Source organism: Kitasatospora sp. NPDC008115 (assembly GCF_042957205.1).
GTDB lineage: Bacteria > Actinomycetota > Actinomycetes > Streptomycetales > Streptomycetaceae > Kitasatospora.
Genome location: NZ_JBIBHU010000008.1, coordinates 24,051 through 42,185, shown reverse-complemented (window position 1 = coordinate 42,185; position 18,135 = coordinate 24,051). Strand labels below are relative to the sequence as shown.

Annotated in this window: 13 protein-coding genes, 1 tRNA gene and 2 pseudogenes; 5 read left to right on the top strand and 11 right to left on the bottom strand. The window is 76.6% G+C overall.

Annotation, left to right across the window (positions count from 1 at the left end):
- Window positions 1-19 precede the first annotated feature (19 nt).
- The 4 genes from ACFZBX_RS12615 to ACFZBX_RS12600 all read right to left on the bottom strand — a co-directional run bounded on the left by ACFZBX_RS12615 (window position 20) and on the right by ACFZBX_RS12600 (window position 4,959).
- Entirely contained in the window at window positions 20-427 is a 408-nt protein-coding gene (locus ACFZBX_RS12615; protein ID WP_391533455.1) for a hypothetical protein, read from the bottom strand.
- Window positions 428-656: 229 nt separating this feature from the next.
- A complete protein-coding gene (locus tag ACFZBX_RS12610) occupies window positions 657-2,039 on the bottom strand; it encodes an AAA family ATPase (RefSeq protein ID WP_391533453.1) in 1,383 nt (460 codons plus the stop codon).
- An 8-nt stretch (window positions 2,040-2,047) separates the two neighbouring features.
- On the bottom strand, window positions 2,048-3,685 hold the full coding sequence (locus ACFZBX_RS12605) for a hypothetical protein (RefSeq protein ID WP_391533451.1): 1,638 nt from the start codon (window positions 3,683-3,685) through the stop codon (window positions 2,048-2,050).
- A complete protein-coding gene (locus ACFZBX_RS12600) occupies window positions 3,682-4,959 on the bottom strand; it encodes a hypothetical protein (protein ID WP_391533449.1) in 1,278 nt (425 codons plus the stop codon). The genes ACFZBX_RS12605 and ACFZBX_RS12600 overlap by 4 nt, the downstream gene beginning before the upstream one ends.
- Before the next feature lie 227 nt (window positions 4,960-5,186).
- On the opposite strand from ACFZBX_RS12600, the gene ACFZBX_RS12595 reads away from it, so the two are divergent.
- Window positions 5,187-5,837 (top strand): histidine phosphatase family protein, encoded by a 651-nt coding sequence (locus ACFZBX_RS12595; RefSeq protein ID WP_391533447.1) that lies wholly within the window; start codon window positions 5,187-5,189, stop codon window positions 5,835-5,837.
- Window positions 5,838-5,892: 55 nt separating this feature from the next.
- On the opposite strand, the gene ACFZBX_RS12590 is transcribed toward ACFZBX_RS12595, so the two are convergent.
- A complete protein-coding gene (locus ACFZBX_RS12590) occupies window positions 5,893-7,497 on the bottom strand; it encodes a tetratricopeptide repeat protein (protein WP_391533445.1) in 1,605 nt (534 codons plus the stop codon).
- A 367-nt stretch (window positions 7,498-7,864) separates the two neighbouring features.
- On the opposite strand from ACFZBX_RS12590, the gene ACFZBX_RS12585 reads away from it, so the two are divergent.
- The 3 genes from ACFZBX_RS12585 (at window position 7,865) to ACFZBX_RS12575 (ending at window position 9,925) form a co-directional block, all read left to right on the top strand.
- Window positions 7,865-8,365 carry a hypothetical protein gene (locus ACFZBX_RS12585; RefSeq protein WP_391533443.1) on the top strand — a complete coding sequence of 167 codons (501 nt, stop codon included), beginning with the start codon at window positions 7,865-7,867 and terminating at the stop codon, window positions 8,363-8,365.
- Between the two features lie 100 nt (window positions 8,366-8,465).
- Window positions 8,466-9,398 (top strand): spermidine synthase, encoded by a 933-nt coding sequence (locus ACFZBX_RS12580; protein WP_391533441.1) that lies wholly within the window; start codon window positions 8,466-8,468, stop codon window positions 9,396-9,398.
- Between the two features lie 59 nt (window positions 9,399-9,457).
- Window positions 9,458-9,925 carry a GNAT family N-acetyltransferase gene (locus ACFZBX_RS12575; RefSeq protein WP_391533439.1) on the top strand — a complete coding sequence of 156 codons (468 nt, stop codon included), beginning with the start codon at window positions 9,458-9,460 and terminating at the stop codon, window positions 9,923-9,925.
- 221 nt (window positions 9,926-10,146) lie between these two features.
- Here the strand turns inward: ACFZBX_RS12575 and ACFZBX_RS12570 are convergent, their stop codons facing one another.
- The 6 genes and pseudogenes from ACFZBX_RS12570 to ACFZBX_RS12545 form a co-directional block, all read right to left on the bottom strand.
- Window positions 10,147-11,073, bottom strand: a complete 927-nt coding sequence (locus ACFZBX_RS12570; protein WP_391533437.1) for a hypothetical protein — start codon at window positions 11,071-11,073, stop codon at window positions 10,147-10,149.
- Window positions 11,074-11,156: 83 nt separating this feature from the next.
- On the bottom strand, window positions 11,157-11,603 hold the full coding sequence (locus tag ACFZBX_RS12565; RefSeq protein ID WP_391533435.1) for a DUF4442 domain-containing protein: 447 nt from the start codon (window positions 11,601-11,603) through the stop codon (window positions 11,157-11,159).
- Window positions 11,604-11,781: 178 nt separating this feature from the next.
- Window positions 11,782-11,857, bottom strand: a tRNA-His gene (locus ACFZBX_RS12560).
- Window positions 11,858-11,984: 127 nt separating this feature from the next.
- Window positions 11,985-12,587, bottom strand: coding sequence for an oligoribonuclease (gene orn / locus ACFZBX_RS12555; RefSeq protein ID WP_391533433.1), 603 nt, complete (start codon window positions 12,585-12,587; stop codon window positions 11,985-11,987).
- Window positions 12,588-13,135: 548 nt separating this feature from the next.
- A pseudogene (locus tag ACFZBX_RS12550) lies at window positions 13,136-14,323 on the bottom strand (helix-turn-helix domain-containing protein); the annotation flags it as partial.
- A 1,676-nt stretch (window positions 14,324-15,999) separates the two neighbouring features.
- Entirely contained in the window at window positions 16,000-16,845 is an 846-nt protein-coding gene (locus ACFZBX_RS12545) for an HAD family hydrolase (RefSeq protein ID WP_391533431.1), read from the bottom strand.
- A gap of 784 nt (window positions 16,846-17,629) precedes the next feature.
- Between ACFZBX_RS12545 and ACFZBX_RS12540 the strand changes: the two are divergent.
- Window positions 17,630-18,067: pseudogene (locus tag ACFZBX_RS12540) on the top strand (universal stress protein); the annotation flags it as partial.
- Window positions 18,068-18,135: the final 68 nt, after the last annotated feature.

Sequence of the window (18,135 nt, the reverse complement as noted above, 5' to 3'; positions counted from 1 at the left end):
CGGGGTGCCTCCGGGCGGGTCAGTCCTCGTGCCGACGGGGACGGAGCAGGGTGCGCCCGTACTCGATCATCTTGGCCGCGTAGTCCGGCGTCCAGTCCGCCCGGTCCGCGATCTCGGCCTCGGACAGCGCGTCGAACCGGCGCGGGTCCGCCAGCTGCGCGGCGGCGACCGCCTGGAAGTCGGTGGCCCGCTCGGCGGCCGTCCGGAAGGCCAGCGCCAGCTCGGTGGAGCGGCGCAGCAGCTCGGCCGGGTCGTCGATCGACTCCAGGTCGAAGAAACGCTCCGGCTCCGGTTCGTCGGCCTGCGGCTCGAACAGCAGTTGCGCCGGGCGCTGCCGCCGGCCGGACGCCGTACCGGCGCCCGTGCCGGGACCGGCCGGCGCGGCGGGGCCGCTCGGGTCGGACGCCTGCGCATGGGAGTCGGGCATGGACGGACACCTCCGGGTGCTCGATGGGGGCGGGCGACGGCTGCTCGGGCCGGCGTCGCCCGGTCGTGGCCGTCGTCCATTGTCTCGCGGCGGCGGCCGGTAACGGAACGGTGCGCGTCCGGGCGCTATTCCCGCCCGGCGCGCCGGGGGCGTACATCGGCCGGAGCGGCCCGCCGCGCGCCGGTCCGGTCCCGCGCACGCCCCCCCCGCGGCCCGCGGGCCTGACCCCTCAGGGCCGGCCCAGCCGCACCCGGTGCCCGGACAGGTGGTGCAGCACCCGGTGGTTGGCCTCCCAGCCGTCGGGGAACGCCACCGGAACGTTCAACTGCACCGGCTCGGTGGCCGGATGCTCGTCCAGCAGCTCCGCGATCCCGGCCCGGGCCACCACGATGCAGGCGTGCCGGTGCCGGGAGGCCAGCACGCAGAGCCGGCCGGTCTCCAGGTGGAACGCGGTCGCGTCCGGCCGCCCCGACAGCGGGTGCAGCACCACCGTGACGTCGTACTCGCGTCCCTGCAGCCGGTTGGCGGTGTCCACCGTCACCGCGGGCCCGGCCGTCGGGTCCACCGGCACCCCCGCCTTGACCAGCGCGGCCCGTACCGCCGCCGCCTGGTCCCGGTGCGCGGTGCCGACCGCGACCCGGTCCGCGGTGAGCGGGGCCGACCCCTGCTCGGAGTGCGCCGTCAGCCCGCGGTCCAGCAGCCGGCGCACGGTGGCCGCGACGGCCGCCACCGCCTGCGGATCGGTGCGCACGGTGTGCCGGGCGGGCAGTTCCAGCAGCGCCCAGCCGTGCTCGGTGGCGCGGTCGATCGCGGCGTCCACCGCGGAGCCGTCCGGCCGCACCGAGGCGGTCATCGAACGGTCCCCGGGGCCGGTGCCGGAGCGGAACGGCGTGAACGGGTAGAACGCCCCGGAGATCAGCGGCGCCGCACTGGCCGGCAGCCGCCAGGACACCGGCAGCCGGTGCGGCTCGATCTGCGGGTTGTGCGCCAGCAGGGTGACCACCGCGCTGCTCGACGGGTCGTACGACAGGCCCGCCCACTGCTCGGTGCCCACCACGGTGAACGGGTCCAGCTGGCCCGGGTCGCCGACGAACAGGGCCCGCTCGAACAGCCGGGCCACCGCCAGCAGCGCGTCCGAGCGCATCTGGTACGCCTCGTCGACGATCGCGTGCCGCCACGGCTGCTCGGCCCGCACCCACTGCCACTTGGCCGAGGTGGAGATCACCACGTCCAGCTCCGCCAGGTCGGCGACCTTGTCCGAGGGCGTGACATTGGCGTGCCGCAGCACCTCGGGGCCTGGGCGCGCGTCGGCCGCGTGCAGCCGGCCGATCGTCAGATCCGGTGCCTTGACGGCCAGCCGGTCGACCAGGTCGTCCACCTGGCCGTTGGTCTGGGCGACGATCATCAGCCGCTCACCGGCCCCGACCAGCTCCCGGGCGGCCCGCACCACCAGGGTCGACTTGCCGGCCCCGGGCGGCGAGTCCACCACCACGCCGCGCGGCGCGCCGACGGCCGGCCGGACGGTCGCCTCCAGGATCCGCGCCACCGCGGCGTCGGCGGCCGCGCCGGGGCTCTGGCCGGGAGTCGGGCCCGGGTCCTGCTCGGTGCTCATCGGGCGGATCACTCCCAGTCCTCGGCGGCGCCGGCCACGGCCGGCAGCACGGTGACGACGGCGCCGGGCGGGCCGCCGTGCGTCCACGGCGTGTCGTCCGGCTCGGGCAGCGGCGCGGCCTGCCGGACCGTCAGTTCGAACAGCGTGAAGGTGACCCGCTCGCCCGGCTCGGGCAGGCTCCCCGGCTCGGGCTCCTTCCTGCGCCCCATGCCGGACAGCACCCGCACGGTGATGGTGCCCTCCTCCGGGTCGGCCGCCGCGATCACGGCCTTCTGCGCCGGGCCCGCCGCGGCCTCCGGAGCCACCGGCCCACGGACCCGGTGCACCTCGCGGCCCAGGTCGGCGTGCGGGCGGTCGTCGGTGCGCACGGTGACCAGCGGGCGCGGTTTGGGGGAGCGGCCGGTGGTGTCGTAGTCCGGCACCACCTCGGTCACCACCCCGGAGAACGCCTCCCCGGCCAGCCGGTGCTCGGCCATCGCCAGCGGATCGTCCAGCGCCTCCTGGACGTCCAGCCGGGCCTGCTCGCGCTCGCGCTGGGCGAGCTTGCGGGCGGCCGTCACCGCGTCGTCGATCCGCGGCTGCGGCGGCTCGCCGGCCGCCAGCCGGTCCCGGTGGCCGGTGTACGACCAGCGGTCGCCGGTCCAGCGCTCGGGCAGATGGCCGGCCGGGGGCAGCGCGCGCAGCAGGTCCAGGCCGTGCCAGACGTCGTACCAGGTCGGCAGCAGCTCCTCGCGCAGCACCGTGCGCAGCTGGCCGACGGCGACCCGCACGGCCTCCCGGGCCGCCCCTTCGTCCACGCTCCCCGGACCACCGGGGGCGTCGGCCTTGCGCAGCGCCGCCGCGGCCGCGTCGTAGCGGGCGATCGCCGGGGCGAGCACCTTGGCGTCGAACACCGGATCGGTGGTCGGGCCGGCCGGCGGATGGAGCAGCCGGCCCTCCCCGTTGCGGCCGGTCTCGGCCAGCTCGGCCGCCTCCGCGCCGGTCAGCCCCTCCGGCGGGGAGTGCCAGGCCAGCCGGGCGGCCAGGTGCTGGTCCTCCAGATGGCTCTGGCCGGTGGCCCAGTGCCGGGCCAGCAGCCCGGTCATCGGCAGCAGCAGGCTGGAACCCGGCACCATCGCCCGTTCGGCGAGGTGGGTCAGCCAGCGCCCGAGCAGCGGCACCCGGGCCGGGGCCGGGAAGGGGCCCGGGTCCTCGTCCTCGGCGGTGCGGCGGAACCGGGTCGAGCGGCCCAGCAGCGCCAGGTACCGCACGCCCCCGCTGTTGGGCACGATCAGCTGCGGCGCGTCCGCGCACAGCTCACGGACCACCGGCGTCTTCTCGCCGCTCTCCGGGTCCTTCTCGGAGCCCTCGATCAGCTCGACCTCGTCGCCGAAGGACTCCAGGTAGGGCAGCAGCTCGGCGGCCAGGTCGGCCAGGAACTCCGAGCGCAGCGTGCGGTTGAGCGGTTGCGGCACGATGTGCAGCGCCGGCGCGTCCCGGTCGGTGCCCAGCAGCACCGCCAGCGGGGCGCCGTCCTCACCGGCCGAGGTCAGCGGGACGAGCACCATCGGGCGCTCGGAGAGGTGCCGGTGGCGGACGGTGGCCAGTGGCTCGGCCCGGCCGCTGCGTACGGCCTCCAGCCGGGCCAGGGTGGACAGCAGGCTCACCGCTCGGCCCCCGCACCGGCCGGCGCGGGGCGGCCGAGCGCCTCGGCGCGCAGCGCGGCGGCGTAGGCCAGCCGGGCGGCGGCCTCGTCGGCCCCGTCGCCGTCCTCGTCCTCCTCGGTGCCGGTGCCAGTGCTGGGGCTGGCGCTGGCGTCGGCCGCGCCGCGCGGACCGGTGCGGGCGACGTCCAGCGCCTCCCGCACCGTGCGGATGCTGCCCAGCTCGCCCCGCACCCCCCGGCCGAGCTGCTCGACCCGGTCCCCGCAGCGCGCCTGGGTGCGGCAGTGGAAACCGAGCTCGCAGGTGGACAGGCAGTCCGGGCTGTACGCGGCGGGGACCGTCCCGACCGTCTTCTCCAACTCCTCGGCCGACCGGACGGGGGTGCCGTGCGGGTCGGGTGAGAGGTCGAAGTCCGCGCCCGGCGGCAGCAACGCCAGCAGCCGCTCGATGCCGGTCATCCGGCTCAGCTGCCGGCGGGTGGTGGCCAGTTCGCGGCGCACGTCCACCGGAACGGCGGTCGGGCGGCTGCCGAAGTCCTCCGGGCAGACCAGCAGCACGCTGGTGCGGGGGCTGCCCGGCAGCCGCTGCTCGGCGTACGGGTCCGGGTCCACGGCCTGCCCGGCCAGCGAGGCGGCGGCCTCCTGGAGGGCCAGCACGTAGACGGCGGCCTGCCGGGCGGCGGCGCCCACCTTGCCCGGGTCCGCCGTGCCGTCCAGAACGGGGAAGGACTTGATCTCCACGACCGTGCAGCGGCCGCCGTGCACCACGACGGCGTCCGGCTCCAGGTAGGCGGTCGAGCCCGCCACCTCCAGCCGCAGCATCGGATGGTCGAGGAGCGTCCAGGCGTGCTCCTCGGCGGAGGCCTCCGCGAGCGCGGCCGTCGTACGGTCGGCCCGGACCGCCGGGCCGGAGGAGCGGAGCAGGTCCGGCACGAGCAGCGGACCGCCCTCGTCGGACATGCCGAGCCGGCGGCGCAGCGGCTCCAGCAGCGCCGTGTAGCCGTCCTCCTTCAGCCGGGCCTCGAACACGACGCCGCGCGCCAGCGCGAACGGCGACCGGCCGAAGGGGGCGGGGCGGCCGAGCCGGGCGGCCAGCGCCGACTTGTCCACCCCGGCGGCGTCCAGTACGGCGCGGCGGTGGCATCCCGGATTGGCGGCCAGGGCGGCGAGGGCACGGGCGTTCAGACTGCGCTGCGGCGCCGGTCCGCGCAGCTCGGCGAGCCGCTGTGCGAGCGGCTCCGCCGGCCCGCGGAGCGGGGCGTTCGTCGAGACGTTCATGGTGCGGCCCAGTGTCGCATCCGGCTCCGACAATCCGCCCCGAACGGGCCGTTGGCGGCGAATCCGCAGGTGCCGGACCTGCCCCGGCCCCGCCCTTCCGCCCGGTCCGGCCCCGCCGGGAGCCGCAGGCCGCGATCGTGGGCGGCCGACCGGTGGGGGATCATGGAGGCCGGTGCTCGCTGGCGAGGCCGACCGTTGACACCGCCCCGAGCGCGAGGAGCCTGCCCATGCCCGCCCGCATCCTGCTGGTCCGCCACGGCGAGACCGACTGGTCGGCCACCGGCCGCCACACCGGCCGCACCGACATCCCGCTGACCGAGGACGGCCGCGCGATGGCCCGCGCGCTCGGCACCCGGCTCGCCGCGGCGCCCTGGAACGGCCTGCCCGACGCCCTCGTCTACACCAGCCCGCTCGACCGGGCCAAGGAGACCTGCGCCCTGGCCGGCTTCGGCGACCGGGCCGTGGACCGCCCCGAACTCCTGGAATGGGACTACGGCCAGTACGAGGGCCGCACCGGCGCCGACATCCGCGCCACCGACCAGCCCGGCTGGCTGATCTGGCGCGACGGCGTCCCCGGCGGCGAGAAGCTCTCCGAGGTCGCCGCCCGGGTCGACGCGCTGCTCGCCGGCCTCAACACCGAGCACGGCGTCCCTGACCCGGACACCACGGTGATGCACTGCGCCGACCGCGACGTGGTGCTCTTCGCCCACGGCCACCTGCTGCGCATCCTGACCGCCCGCTGGCTCGGCCTGCCGCCCGAGTACGCCCAGCGCTTCAAGCTCGGCACCGCCGCGCTCTGCGTGCTGTCCTGGGAGTACGGGGCGCCGGCGGTCGAGCTGTGGAACGACCAGGGCCACCTGGAGACCCTGCAGCACTGACCCGTGACGGCGCCGACCGCCTGACGATCGTCAGGCGGTCGGCTTGGGCGTCCTGTCAGGCGGCCGAGGTCGCCGCGCCGTACGCGGCCAGGAACCGCCCCACCTCCGGCACCCGCCGGTGCTCGCGCAACTGCTGCGCGGTGTCCGCGAGCATGGAGCGGATCCGGGCCGAGCGGACGTCGTCGAACAGCGCGACGGCGGCCGACCCGTGCTCGGCCGCGCCCGTCAGGTCCCCCCGGCCGAGCCGGTCGTGGGCGAGTTCGGCGGTGTAGAGCACCCGGTTGCGGACGAAGTGCGGCTGCTGGAGCGCTATGGCCAGCCGGGCGTGCTCGCTGGCCCGGTCCCAGTCCCCGAGCGCGGACCAGCACTGGGCCTGCAGCCCGGCGAGTTCGGCGTCGCCGAAGAACGACATCCACTCCGGGTCGTCCTGGCAGGAACCCTGCTCGAACAGCCCGCGGGCCCGGGTGATCGCCCGCTCGCAGGCACCGCGGTCCTGCAGCAGCGCCCAGCCGCCGGCCTCGCGCATCGCGAGCAGCGAGAGCAGCCGGGGGGAGCCGAGGCCCCGGGCGGCGGACTGCCCGGCCTGGGCGGCGCGCAGCGCCTCGCGGGGGCGGCCGGCGTCCCTGGCGAGGAAGGCGCTGTTGGAGAAGACGTGCGCCTCCAGCGCGGAGTCGCCGGCCATCCGCGCGGTGGCCAGCGCCTCCGCGTAGTACGAGCGGGCGTCCGCGAGCCGGTTCGAGTCGTGCGCCAACCAGCCGACCGAGATGGCCAGTTCACCGGCCCCGGCCTGGAGTCTGCGCTCGGTCTCGGTGGAGTACTCGCAGGCGTCGAGCAGCAGGTAGGCCTCCCGCAGCGAGCGGCCGGCCTGTTCGAACAGGGCGTCGGCGCCGTGCGCGTCGTCGGCCAGCCGGATGTCCCGGACGGCCTGCTCCACGCCGAGCACCTCGGCCGAGCCGACCTTGCGGGGCAGCGGGACGGGGCCGGGGCGGCCGGGCAGGACGGCGCTGCCCGGAGCCGGACAGGGAGCGGCCGCGCCGTGGGGGGCGGGGGCCGCGGCGGCCGGGTCCGGTCGGTCGATGCCGATCACGGAGGCCAGCGCGGCAGGGCCGCCGGCCAGGAACGTACGGCGACGCACGTCGTCGTTCTCCTCGTCACAGGGGTGCGGTTCGTCGGGCCCCCGGGGCGCCGTCGCGAACCTCGGCACCGGGGCCCCGACCGGTGGGGGTGGTTCCGCGTACGGCGAGGCAGCGTACGGGAGTTGGGTGGAGAGCGGCGAGCGAGGGGCGGGCGGCGGGGGGAACGCCGGATGGAAGGGCGGCGGTGCCCCGCCGTCCCGGCCGCCACCGCTCCCGTTCCCGTTCCCGCCGCCGTCCGCCGGGCGGCGGCGGACGGCGGTGCGGGGGGCGAAGCCGAGGTCGTTGAGCGAGCGGTCCGGCCACATGTGCCGGAACACCCGCTCGTACGCGTAGTTGGGGCACCGGATCTCGCCGGACTCGACCCGCCCGACGTACCGGGCGTCGCAGGAGACGTGCTCGCCGATCTCGCGGGCCGCCCGGCGCACCGCCACGGCGAACTCGCCCGGAGAGCGGTCGCCCCGCAGGGCGCGCATCGCGGTGTTGGGCGACGGGCGGTTCGGCTCGGCCGGTGGGGTGGCTGCCATGGTGCGCTCCGTGGTGGTGCGGGTGGTGGTGCGGGGTCGGGCGGCGGGACGGCGGGGGCGTTCGGCCACGGATGGTTCCGGTGGGGCCCGGTGGACGGCCGGGCGCGGCACGACAGTACCGGGAGTCACCGTCCGGCCACAGCGGGTTCGTGGGTGATGTGCTGCCAAAGCAGGGCAAACCGGTCATAGTTACCGGGATCCGCCATGAAATGCCATGCCTTGCTGTAAAGCGCCCCGTGGCCTGCGACGCGCACCCTGCGTTGTCCTGGTACACGGAAGCCCCCGCCGCCGTCCCCCGCCGCGTCCCTGGCGGCACCCCCACCCGGGCGGCACGGCTTCCGGTCCCGACGAGGTGACAGGAGGGCCCATGCCGGCCACTGGAGTACCGCAGTTCCGCCGTCTTGCCGTCGGCGGGGTGCTCGACGGAGCGGCCCCCGCCCTGCTGCCCGAATCGGCCGACGACCGCGGCCCCGACCGCTCCCCGTCCGGCGGCGGCCCCTCCCGCCGCCCGCGCGTCCACGCGGAACCCGTGCTCGTCGCCGCCTTCGACACCGTGACCGTCGCCCTGCGGCACGGCCTGGAGGCGGTCGACATCCTGCGGCTGCGCCGGGCCTGCGGCGCGGTGCTGCAGAGCCGCAACGGAGCCACCGTCTCCTTCCTCGTCCCGGCCGGCACCTCGGACTCCTGGCACCTGCCCGGCAGTTCCTGTACCGCCGGCGCCCGGCTGCTGCCCGCCACCGACCCGCGCTGGGTGATGCCCCCGGCGGGCGCCGACTGCGCCGCCCGCCCCACCGACCCCTGGGTCCTCCGCTCGGCCCTCTGCGAGGCCGCCTGCACCCTCACCGCGGGCGGCCTCGGGCCGTTCTGACCCTCACGGCCTCCGTTCTGCCCGCGTCCGCCCGCCGCACCCGTCCGCCCGCGCCCGCTGAGCTGCGGGGCTCTCCCGGGCGGCGGCGATAATGGCGGTCATGGGACGAAGCAACCGAGCCGGCCGCGCCGCGGACCGGAGCCGCACCGCCGCGGAGAGCGGCCCGGCCGCCGCCACCGGCCCCGGCGGTCGCACCCACGCCCAGGGCCCGCTCACCCGGGCCGTCGACTCCGGGCTCGCCGAACTCCGCCCCGACCGCGACCGCCCCGCCGCCTGGTCGCTGCTGATCGACGGCGCGCCGCAGTCCCTGGTCGACCTCGCCGACCCCGCCCACCTGGGCTTCGAGTACCAGCGCCGGCTCGGCCACCTCGTCGACCTGGTAGCCCCGCCCGGCCGCCCGCTCACCGTGCTGCACCTCGGCGGCGGCGCCCTCACCCTGGCCCGCTACGTCGCCGCCACCCGCCCGCGCTCGCGCCAGCAGGTCGCCGAGATCGACACCGCGCTCACCGAACTGGTCCGCGCCGAACTCCCGCTGGAACGCGGCTGGCAGGTCAAGGTGCGCGGCGCGGACGCCCGCGCGGTGCTGGAGCGCACCCCCGAGGGCAGCGTCGACCTGGTGATCGCCGACGTCTTCTCCGGCGCCCGAGTGCCCGCCCACTGCACCACCGTCGAGTTCACCGCGCTGGCCGCCCGGGCCCTCGCCCCCGGCGGCTGGTACGCCGTCAACATCGCCGACGGCTCCGCCCTGCCGTTCGCCCGCTCCCAGGTGGCCACCCTCGGCGCGGTCTTCCCCGAGCTCTGCCTGGTCGCCGACCCGGCGGTGCTGCGAGGCAAGCGCTTCGGCAACCTCGTCCTGGCCGCCGCGCACACCCCGCTCCCGCTGGCCGAACTGACCCGCCGGGTGGCCTCCGACGCCGCCCACGGCCGGGTCGAACACGGCCGCGCCCTGGCCGACTTCGCCGCCGGAGCCGCCCCCGCCACCGACGCCGCCGCCACCCCGTCCCCGACCCCGCCCCCGGGGGTCTTCCGCTAGACCGGCTTCCGTTGCACCATGTCCGGATCCCGGACGACCCGACCAGGAGGAGCACCCGCATGCTGATCCGACCGGCCAGGCCGAGCGAGGCGGCGGCGCTCAGCGCCCTCGCCCTGCGCTCCAAGGCGCACTGGGGCTACGACGCGGCGTTCATCGAGGCCTGCCGGGCCGAACTCACCCTCGACCCCGGGCGCATCGAGTCCGACCGCACGGCCGTCGCCGAGGACGACGACGGCCGGGTGCTGGGCTTCATCACCCTCACCGGAGCGCCCCCGCAGGGCGCGCTGGGCATGCTGTTCGTCGAACCCGCCGCCATCGGCAGCGGCATCGGCCGCCGCCTGGTGGAGCACCTGCGGGCCGAGGCCACGGCCCTCGGCTTCGACCGGATCACCGTCGAGGCCGACCCCAACGCCGAACCCTTCTACCGGGCCATGGGCGCCGTCCGCACCGGCACGGCCCCCTCCGGTTCCATCCCCGGCCGGGAACTGCCTTTTCTCACCATGGACTTGGCCTCTCCCGCCGCCTAGGGCCCGCATGCAGACCCCCGTCTGCCGGGCGCCGCGCCCCCGGCCTTCGGCCGGGAGGTGTCCCCACCTCCGCCGTGCGACGCACGCGTGTGTGGACCGGCCTGCGGCCCACTCATCGCGCCCGAACCCCCATCCTCGAACCCCCGCCCTCGAACCCCCGTCGTCCGCCCGGAGGGCGGGCCGGGCGGCGTCCGGCGGAGCGTCCCAGGGGCCGGCCCCGCTCAGTGGCCCTTCGGCAGGCCCCGGTGCTTGTACATCGCGGCGCCGGTCAGCAGCAGCCCGGCCGTGATGGGGGCGAGGACGGCGGTCGCGGTGCCGGTGGTGTCGTGGGCGACGGTGACGGCGGCCGTCCTGGTCGCGGTCCCGGGGAGCGTCACCGGCGGGTCGAGCGCCGGGACGCCGGGCACGGTGGGCCGGTGCTCCCGTCCGTCCGGCCGCCCGCTCCCGCCGGCTGCGGCGGCGGCGCGGTGCGCGCCCGCGAGGTGCGGGGCGAGGCCCGGAGCGGCGGGGGCCGGCGGTGGGGCGGAGGGGCCGTGCGGGGTGCCGTCCGGCCGGGAAGGACGGCTGCCGCCGGGCCGGGCGGAGGGGCCCGACGGCCCGTCGGGCGCCTCGCCGCGGGTCGCGCGCGCCTCGGCCGGGCGGACCTGGGCGGGCGCGGCGCCGAGCAGCCCGGAGGCGATCGCGAACGCGTCCGGCACGGCGGCGCGCTGCCCCGGCAGCGGGAGGCCGCCGGCCCTGATCACCTCCTGGAGCGCGCCGCCGATCGAGCCGGTCGCAGCGTCCAGTTCCAGCACGAGGACGTCCGCCGCGACCCCCGGGACGGCGCCCGCCAAACCGTTCAGCAGCCCGCCGGACGGGCCCGGCCCGGGCTGACCGGCCGGGTTCCCGGGCGCGGCCGCGCCGTCGGTGAGCGCCCGGCCGACGGTCCGGTCGGCCGGCTCCGGGAGGCCTTCGGCCCCGGCCGCGCAGGAGAGAGGGGCGCCGAACCCCCAGAGCTGGGCGAGCAGCGCCCCGCCCGCCGCGACGGCCCGTGGCCGGGGCAGCCACCGCCGGACCGCTCGCCGGACCGTCCGCCGGGCCGCTCGCCATCCGCCGCCGACGGTCCGTCGGACGGGATCCGGGCCCCTGGTCGCGTGATTGGCTCGCACGTGAATCGAGAACGAGCGGGCGGACCGTGAGGACACGGACGGTCGTCACGGACGGCCCCCACGGACCGTCCGCCGTGCCCCGCTCAGGAGTTGGGGCGCAGCGTCCAGACGACCGTCATGACGCCGGTCACCGCGCCGTCGGCCCGGGTGATCTCGACGGTCACCGGGAACTCCGGGCGCTCGCCCCGGTCGAGCTCGGCGACGATGTCGGCGGCCGGCCGGCCGAGCACGGCGGTGGCCGTGACGGCGCCCATGGCGAGCTTCTTGTAGGCGATCTCGGCGCTCACCGCGAGCGGCACCGCGCGGGAGAGCTGGTCGCCGAAGGCGCCCAGCACGATGCAGCCGCTGGCCGACTCGGCGAGGGTGAACATCGCGCCGGCGTGCGGGCCGCCCACGTGGTTGTGGTACTCGGGCTGGTCGGGCAGCCGGAGCACGGCGCGCTCCGGGGTGGTCTCCAGATACTCGAGCCTGAGGGTCCGGGCCATCGGGACGGTGGAGTCGAGCAGCTGGCCGATCGAAGCAGTGGTCATGGCGGCAACGTTACTAGCCGGTAGCTTCTGGCGGCAGACCCGTGGCCGGGGAAAGGAATGAGACGCGGACCACGGTGCGACGCACGCCGCACCACCCCCGCCCGGTCGCCGCCGATGTGAGGGAACGCGAAAAAGCCCGAGGGGCCGGTCCCTTGACGAGACCGGCCCCTCGGGGCGATGGGGTGAGTGACGGGACTCGAACCCGCGGCCACCTGGACCACAACCAGGTGCTCTACCAACTGAGCTACACCCACCATCTGTCCGGACCGTTCCCGCTCTTCGGCGTTCCCGCTCCGACAAGAAGAACTCTACAGGATCCGGGAGGGTGCTCGCGCCAGGGTTTCCGTTCCCCGGCGCGAGCACCCTCCGCCGCCCCGGGGCTCAGCCCGCCGGCGCCTGGTACTTCTCGGCGATCGCGCGCGCGGTGTCGGTGTCCGGGCCCGGCTGTGCGACGAACACCGCCTCGCGGTAGTAGCGCAGTTCGTCGATGCTCTCGCGGATGTCGGCGAGCGCGCGGTGGTTCCCGCCCTTCGGGGGGCTGTTGTAGTACGCCTTCGGGTACCAGCGCCGGGCCAGCTCCTTGATCGAGGAGACGTCCACGATCCGGTAGTGCAGGTGGCTCTCCAGCGCGGGCATGTCCCGGCTCAGGAACCCGCGGTCGGTGGCCACCGAGTTCCCGCACAGCGGCGTGCGCCCGGCCTCCGGCACGTGCTCGCGCACGTACGCGAGGACCATCGCCTCCGCCTCGGCCAGCGTGACCCCGTGCTCCAGCTCCTCCAGCAGCCCGGAGGCGGTGTGCATCTCCCGCACCACCTCGGGCATGTTCGCCAGCGCCTCGGCGGGCGGGCGGATGATGACGTCCACACCCTCGCCGAGGATGTTCAGCTCCGAGTCCGTCACCAGCGCCGCGACCTCGACCAGGGCGTCCCGGTCGAGGTCGAGGCCTGTCATTTCACAGTCGATCCATACCAAACGGTCATTCACGCCACTCACCCTACGGCGCGATCCCGCGCCGCGGGCACCGACGGAGCCGAGCGCGGCGCCGGGGCGCGGCCCTCGGACCCGTGCTGGTCCTGGGGGTGGCCCTCGGTCTCCCGGGCGTCGCGCACCTCCCGGGCCTCCCGCACCTCGCGGCCGGGGTGGCCGGCGGGGTGCGCCGGGCGGGCGTCCCGGCCGGGCCGCACCTCCCGGGGATCCCGGGCCTCGGCCGCGGTGGCCCGGACGCCCGGCGGACGGAGCTGACCCGCCCGGGCCTGCCGGGCCCGGGCCTCCGCAGACCCGTCCTGCGACCGTTCGGCCGCGCTCCGGTGCCCCTGGCCCTGGCCGCGAGCGCCCGGCTGCGGGACCCCGTCCTCGGCGGCGGCGTGCTCCGCGGTCCTCGGCGGACGGCCCGCGCCCGGCCCCGGCTGCGCCGGAACCAGCGGCGGACGCGCCGGACCGCGGCCCGACCCCGGCTGCCCGGGGTGCGCCTGGTGCCCGGCCGCCTGGTGCGGGTACGGCTGCCCGGCCCGCGCGTGGACGCCCGGCCCGGACGGCTGCCCGTGCTGGCCGGGGTGCGCGGTGCCGGGCCCGCCCGGGAACCCGGGGGCGCCGGCCGGCCCGTGCCCGCCGTGCTGGCCCGGGGCGGACCCGCCCATCGGGCCGGCCGCGGCCGGCGACGGAACCGCCCCGGCCGTCCGCAGGTCGCCGCCCACCGGAGAGGACGACACCGGAGCGGACGCCCCGGGCCGCCGGGCCCGGTAGCTCGTCCGGTACGCGGCCGGCGAGACCCCGAGCTGGCGGCGGAAGTGCCCGCGCAGCGCCACCGGCGACCGGAAGCCGCAGCGGCGCGCGACGTCGTCCACCGACAGTTCCGAGGTCTCCAGCAGCCGCTGCGCCTGGAGCACCCGCTGGGTGATCAGCCACTGCAGCGGGGCACTGCCGGTGAGCGTGCGGAACCGCCGGTCGAAGGTCCGCCGGCTCATGTAGGCGCGGGCCGCCAGCACCTCGACGTCGAACTGCTGGTTGAGGTTCTCCAGGGCCCAGGTCACGACCTCGGCGAGCGGGTCGTTGCCGATCTCCTCAGGTAAAGACTGATCGATGTACTGGGCCTGTCCGCCGCCGCTGCGCCGGCTCGGCACCACCAGCCGGCGGGCGAGCGCGTTGGCCGCCTCGGCGCCGTGGTCGCTGCGGACCACGTGCAGGCAGAGGTCGATCCCGGCGGCGGTGCCGGCCGAGGTGAGCACGTCGCCGTCGTCGACGAACAGCTCGCGCGGGTCGACGTGCACCCGCGGGTAGCGCTTGGCCAGGGTCGGCGCGTACATCCAGTGCGTGGTCGCCGGGCGGCCGTCCAGCAGGCCGGCGGCGGCGAGGACGAACGCGCCGGTGCACAGGCCGATGATCCGCGCGCCCTCGTGGTGCGCCTTGCGCAGCGCGGTGATCGCCTCGACGGGCGGCGGCTGCGAGATCGAGCGCCAGGCCGGGACGACGATGGTGCCGGCCCGGGCCAGCGCCTCCAGCCCGTACGGGGCGGAGAGGGTGAGGCCGCCGGTGGTGGCGAGCGGGCCCTCCTCGCCGGCGCAGACCAGCAGGCGGTAGCGCGGCACCCCGGCGTCCTGGCGGTCGACGCCGAAGACCGAGAGCGGGATCGAGCTCTCGAAGATCGGTGCGCCGCCGAAGATCAGCACGGCGACGGTCTCGCGGCGGCGGCGGCCGGAGAGTTTGCGGGGGGCTGCGGCCATCGCGGGTGCCGAGGAGCCGTTGAGGCCGGCGGAACCGCCGTGGCCACTGGGGCCACCGGGGCCGCCTGGAGCACCTTGGCCGCCGGGGCCGTGCACCGACGGGCCGTGGCCGCCGCCGTGTCCGGCGGCGCCGAGGCCGAGCGGTCCGGCGGGGAGCCCGCCGGCCGAGGGGCCGGGGCCGGACAGGCCGGGGAGGGCCGGGCCGAAGCCGCCGCCGGGAGACCCCGGGGCGAAGGACGTGCTGGACGGGGCGGCGGCGAAGGCCGTGAAGCCGCTCTCCGGCCCGCTGTGGCCACCGGGGTACCCGCCGGAATGGCCGGTAACCGACGCCCCGGCCCGGCCGTCCGGGCCGCCTCCGTACCCGCCCGGATGGCTGACGGACGGTCGGCTGACGGGGCGTCCGCCGTGCTCCGGGGTGGCCGGGAAGGACGGGGTGCCCGCGGCCGCCGGGGCACCGGAACCGGCTGGTGCGCCCGGGACGGAAGGGCCTCCCGGGACGGACGGGGCCGCAGGGGAGTAGGAGGGGTACGAGGCGGTGCCGGAGTGACGGGTGTTGGCGGTGGAGGCCTGGGAGACGGTGCTTCTCGCGGAACGACCCGCGATGCCGGTCGCGGCCTGGCCGCTGTCAGGACCCGCGTCGCTCCTGCTCACCCTGCTCAAGGCGCTCAAGCCCCCTCGGTGGTGTGGTGTGGTGGTGCGGCACTGCTGGCCAAGATCGAATCTATCGGGTGGACCGTTGCCGTTGTGACAAGTTCACCATCCGACGCTATGTCGACATGGCAATTTGGCGTGATGCATTCGATCACGAAGCGTGGCACCCGTCGACCCTTCTGGGAAGAGGGTCGGTGCAACGGTGGCTGGTTGTCGCGGGACGGGTCCTGGGGCGTCCGGCTCCGGCGCGCCCGGCCGGTGCGCCTGGGCTGCGGATATGCCCAAGGGTGGGGGAGCCGCATGAGATTGACCGAAAATAGGCGGTGCACAAGAGGGGCGCACGGCTGCTTGCCGTGCGCCTCCCAGGCTTCATCCGGCCAGTGCCGGAGCCGCGGAACGGCGGTCGAGGGGCCGTGCGGGCGTTCGCCGGTGGAGATCTCCGGCCGGCTCGAACAGGCCAACGGCGACTTCGCGGGCCGCCGGCCAGGCCGGCCCGGACGGCGGACCTTCACGCCGTGACGCCCTCGCGGTGCACGAACCGGCGGTGGCGGCAACGGAACTGACGACGCCGATCGCGGCCGTAGGGTTGCGCGGCGAACGGCCTCGATTCGATCCGCGGGCCGGTGGTCGCGCTCCGACCGCCCTGTGGCGCCGATCTGCTGACGGCGGGTGAGCCGCTCGGCCTGCCGGCGGGGTCCCCGCCGCAGCCGTCCAGCCGTTCAGCCGTTCGGCGGGTGGGACGGGTGGGACGGGTGGGCGGGCGCGGGTCGTGGACACCTCGCCCTCGTTCTTGGTCTCGCCCGGGTCGGGCGGTGCGGAGCGGACGGCCGTGTCCTCGGCAAACCCGCCGGACCGATTTGAGACAGCCTGTCCGGTCCCTGGAGCGGATGAAGCACTGCCCGCCGCGTGCACGGTTGAAAGCGCGCGCCGATCGTCAGAGGGCGGGCGGCCGGAGCGGCGCGCCGTCGCGCGCGCTGCTCCGCGCCGCCACGCGCCGCCACGCGCCGCTGCGCCTCGGGTGCGGACTACGCCACGCTCGCGCCCGGCCCGCCGATCACCATCGGGGCCGCCGCCGCCCGGATACCGGCGCGCCCGCGCTCGCGGGCCCGCGGTGCACCCACACCGCCCGTTCCCGGCGCAGCCGCCGCGCACGAGACCGCGACGCCGCCGACGATTCCGGCGAGCGCCTCCGGACGGGGCGCCGGGACATCGCGGTCGGCCAGCACCTGCCCGACGGCCTCCGGCAGACCGGCCGCCTTGAGCGTCGGCCGGTAGGCGGGCTCGGCCCACGGCCGGCCGTGGTGCAGCCAGACGCTCCGCAGCCCCGTCAGCGCGGCGCCGGCGATGTCGGCGGGAGCGTGATCTCCGATCATCCAGGTGTGCGTGGCCCAGTCCCCGGTCGGCGCGATGCCGCAGCGCTGCGCCGCGATCTCGAAGATCAGCGGGTCCGGCTTGACGCAGTCGGCCTCCTCGGAGATCACCCAGCCGTCGACCATCGGCCCGAGGCCGGTGCGCCGGATCTTCTCCAGCTGGGGACCGGTGCTGCCGTTGCTGACGATGCCGAGCGTCCACCCGGCGGCGCGCGCCGCGCGCAGCGCGTCGATGTTGCGGGCCGGGCAGTGGATGTAGGAGTTGATGCCGTGCCGGTAGTGGGTGAGCAACCGGTCGAGCGACTCGTCGAGGCCGTAGCGGCGGCGGGCGGCGGACAGTACGGTGCTGCGCGGTACGTAGCCGCCGCCGTCGATGGTGACGAGCCAGTCGACGTCGCCGGGCGGCAGCGCCCGTTCGGTCAGAAAATCCTGAGCCCAGGCCCGGAATGCGGCGTCCCTGGGGAGCAGCGTGTTGTCGAGGTCGAGCAGGAGCAGGGGCATGTCGAGCATGGTGCCAGCGGCCGCGCCTATGCACCTGGCAAATGCCAGACGGCGTCCCGAACCGGTGCCCCTTGGCTGAAACGGGCGCCGGACCCGTGCCACACCAGCCGCCCGCGGCCCGCTTCACCCCTCCTTTCACCGGCTTTCACTGCCCGGTGACCGGTCGCAACGGATCGTCATCGATCCATGACAGTCCGGTCACGGTGTCCCTGAAGCCTGTTGCGCCGCCCGGTCCGCTCAGTCAAGCTCCAGGGAACCTCCTTCGCCGGAGGGGCGCCTCGCGCCCGAGCGAGGGCGCACCGCCGCCGGCGCGCGCATCCCTCGTTCGCGGGAAGAGTGCCGCCCCCGAGGCCGCGCGGCTGGGCTGCGTGTCCGGCCCGTCGTATTCTGAAAGGAACAGGTCACCAACGGTGGTGCTCGGCGCAGACCGACGTCTTCCCGTGTGCGGGCCTGCCGCCCGGGCAGCGTTGTCCTCTCCTGTCGGCCCACCTCCTTCGAAGAGCCTTGTGCCATGGCTGGTTCTGAGCCCTCCCGACCGGTGGAACCGGGCGAGGACGCCCGGGGCGGTGGCTTCACCCGCCCCCTTCGCTATCTCGCGCGCCGGGGCCGCCCGGGTGCAGGCTCCCGCCAGCGCCGTGACGACCGGCGGGACGACCACCGGGACGGCCGTCGGTCCGACGCTGCGGAGCCCCCGGTGACCGGCCGGCCGGGACCGGGCGCCGAGCGTCCGAGCACCTCCGGCCCGCCCGGTGCGACCGGCGAGCCGGCGGTCCGCGAGGCGCGCGCCAAGCCCTGCGACCCGGCCTTCCAGCACGGCGTGGTGGTGGGCTTCGACGGCTCGCTGTCCAGCGAGCGCGCCCTCGCCTACGCGGTCGGCATGGCCCGCCGCTCCCAGTGCGGCCTGGTGATCGTGCACGTGGCCAACCGCCTGCCCGCCACCGTCTGGGCCGGCTGCGAACCGCCGGTCTTCGTCGACCTCCCCGACCACCGGACGGAGGTGCTCGGCCTGGAGCTCGCCTGCGCGGACTTCCTCGCCGGGGTGCCCTGGATCCTGGTCGAGCGGGGCGGCGACATCTGCCACGAGATCGAGGAGGTCGGCCGCGAGTTCGCCGCCGATGCGATCGTCGTCGGCACGACGCACGGCCTGCTCGGCAAGATGTTCGGGTCGGTCTCCGGCCGCCTCGCCCGCCGGGCCAATCGCCCGGTGATCGTGATCCCCTGACGTCCGGTCCGGTGCCCGCGCCGCCCCGTGCCCGCGGCGCGGGCGGTCGGGGCGGTGTGGGCCGTCCG

Coding starts and splice junctions, on each gene's coding strand:
- ACFZBX_RS12575 (WP_391533439.1), top strand. CDS start 9,458: ATGCTGATCCGACCGGCCAGGCCGAGCGAGGCGGCGGCGCTCAGCGCC.
- ACFZBX_RS12610 (WP_391533453.1), bottom strand. CDS start 2,039: ATGAGCACCGAGCAGGACCCGGGCCCGACTCCCGGCCAGAGCCCCGGC.
- ACFZBX_RS12590 (WP_391533445.1), bottom strand. CDS start 7,497: ATGGCAGCCACCCCACCGGCCGAGCCGAACCGCCCGTCGCCCAACACC.
- ACFZBX_RS12580 (WP_391533441.1), top strand. CDS start 8,466: ATGGGACGAAGCAACCGAGCCGGCCGCGCCGCGGACCGGAGCCGCACC.
- ACFZBX_RS12600 (WP_391533449.1), bottom strand. CDS start 4,959: ATGAACGTCTCGACGAACGCCCCGCTCCGCGGGCCGGCGGAGCCGCTC.
- ACFZBX_RS12615 (WP_391533455.1), bottom strand. CDS start 427: ATGCCCGACTCCCATGCGCAGGCGTCCGACCCGAGCGGCCCCGCCGCG.
- ACFZBX_RS12595 (WP_391533447.1), top strand. CDS start 5,187: ATGCCCGCCCGCATCCTGCTGGTCCGCCACGGCGAGACCGACTGGTCG.
- ACFZBX_RS12585 (WP_391533443.1), top strand. CDS start 7,865: ATGCCGGCCACTGGAGTACCGCAGTTCCGCCGTCTTGCCGTCGGCGGG.
- ACFZBX_RS12545 (WP_391533431.1), bottom strand. CDS start 16,845: ATGCCCCTGCTCCTGCTCGACCTCGACAACACGCTGCTCCCCAGGGAC.
- ACFZBX_RS12565 (WP_391533435.1), bottom strand. CDS start 11,603: ATGACCACTGCTTCGATCGGCCAGCTGCTCGACTCCACCGTCCCGATG.